This is a genomic window from Bacillus sp. GMs2/2 (genome assembly GCF_050172095.1).
GTDB classification, from domain to species: domain Bacteria; phylum Bacillota; class Bacilli; order Bacillales; family Bacillaceae_G; genus Bacillus_A; species Bacillus_A cereus.
Genome location: NZ_JBNLYE010000577.1, coordinates 1 through 1889 on the forward strand (window position 1 = coordinate 1; position 1889 = coordinate 1889).

Consider the following 1889-nt stretch of genomic DNA (forward strand, 5'->3'; position numbering starts at 1 on the left):
AATTAAATTTAATCTTTCTTCTATAATCTCCCTATCTGATTTCGACTGTGAAATTATAAGGCATGTATCATTTCCGCATATACATCCTATTTTTTCTTTCCAATCTAACTCATCAAATAAAACACCAATAACATGTGCATTACCAGGTAATGTTTTAATAACCATTAATTGATCTACACAATCAATTTTCACAACCACTTCTCGTAATTTTTTCTTTAACTTTATATCAGTTTGTACATGCTCTTCTGAGAAAACTTTATATATCATTAATCCTTCTTGAGAAGGTACCTTCGTTAAGTTTAACTCACGAATATCGCGAGAAACCGTAGCTTGTGTTACTAATACATCTTTTTTTGCTAACAATTCTACTAATCTTTCTTGCTTATCTATTTCATACTCCTTTACAAATTGTTTAATTAACCGTTGTCTTTTTTCTTTTTTCATAAAAGACACCCCTTTTAATATTATAGCTCGCTATAATTTTCATCCGAAAGGGACAGAAAAGAATGTTGCGGAAACGTTCATAGTTTAACTGTAAATATTAAATCAAGCTAAATAAAAAAGAGAAGAACAGCATTCTGTTCTTCCTTTTACATTGAAAATCGTTCAATTGTTTGTTTCAAATCAGTTGCTTGCTTCTCTAAATCCTTTAATAATTGATCGATTACTATCATATTTTTAGACTGTTGTAGCGTCACACGCGCCACTTCTTGCGAACCAGCTGACGTTTCTTCAGCAATTGCTGCTACAGCTTTTGTTTGTGCTCCTGTTTGATGAATGTGGCTCACTTGTTCATTCATATAACTACTAATTTGCTGAGTTGCATCGGCTACTTCCATAACACTTGATGACATTTCTTTTAAAATTAATTCCGTAGCTTCCCCACGTTTCGCCTCTTCTTTAGCTATTTTCACTTGTTCTGTCATTTTCATTGCAACTTGTTGTACTTCATCTTGCATATTCCGTAATAACTGCGATATGTTTCTTGCAGAATGATCACTTTCATCAGCAAGTTTCCGTACTTCTTCCGCAACAACCGCAAAGCCTCTTCCATGCTCTCCTGCGCGAGCTGCCTCAATAGAAGCATTTAGTGCTAATAAATTCGTTTGGCTAGCAATCGCACTCACAACAGACACAATATGTTCTACTTGTTTCATTCGTTCTTCTAACTTCTGTACATTTTGCATTGAATCTTCATTTTCTTTTGCCAATGTTTGAATACCTTGAATTAAAGACGTAAAGACACGAGTACTATGCCCTAAAGCTTCAACCATTTCTGAAGACAATGTATCAGACTGCTTCGCTTTTTCTTCTACTTCACTTGCAATAGAAGTCGTTGTATCAACAGCAGAAACAATTGCTTGAATTGATGCCGCTGATTGCTCAGCGCCTGAAGAAATTTCTGCAAGTGTCTCTGATACACCTTGCGCTTGTCTCGTTGCTTCGCCTGTTTGTTTTCTAATCTGCTGTACTTGATTATTTGTATACGAAAATGTTGTATCAATATTTTTTACCATGCCCCTTAAGTTTCCTAACATCATATTAAATGCAACACTTAAAGATTTAATTTCATCATCTGTCTTCGGTAATGGAACATCTTCACGAATATCACCCTCAGCTGCTTTTCTTGCCGCCTCTTCTAACTTGCGAAGCGGTTTAATTAAAAATACGGCTGCTCCATATGCTAAAATTCCAGACCATACTACCCCTAATAACATAACGATAATATTATATACAGTTTGACTTACATAACTTTGAAAATAATCGTATATCACGTAAATAAAAAAGATACTTGTTGAATATGTAATGAAAGCTAAAACTGTAGTGAATAGCATAAGTTGTGTACGTAATCCAAAAGAAAATGTTTTCCTTTCTTTTTCCATCTTCCC

At 34.4% G+C, this 1889-nt stretch carries 2 protein-coding genes; both read right to left on the reverse strand.

The annotated features are described in order from the left end of the window. Positions 1-444, reverse strand: a 444-nt coding sequence (gene argR, locus ACQGS6_RS27510; RefSeq protein ID WP_426965960.1) for an arginine repressor, incomplete at its 3' end; no start/stop codon positions are given. Positions 445-590: 146 nt separating this feature from the next. Next, positions 591-1883 carry a methyl-accepting chemotaxis protein gene (locus ACQGS6_RS27515; protein WP_000410233.1) on the reverse strand — a complete coding sequence of 431 codons (1293 nt, stop codon included), beginning with the start codon at positions 1881-1883 and terminating at the stop codon, positions 591-593. Positions 1884-1889: the final 6 nt, after the last annotated feature.

Bases quoted from the DNA above. Each gene is read 5' to 3' on its own strand.
- ACQGS6_RS27515 (WP_000410233.1), bottom strand. From the start codon at position 1,883: ATGGAAAAAGAAAGGAAAACATTTTCTTTTGGATTACGTACACAACTT.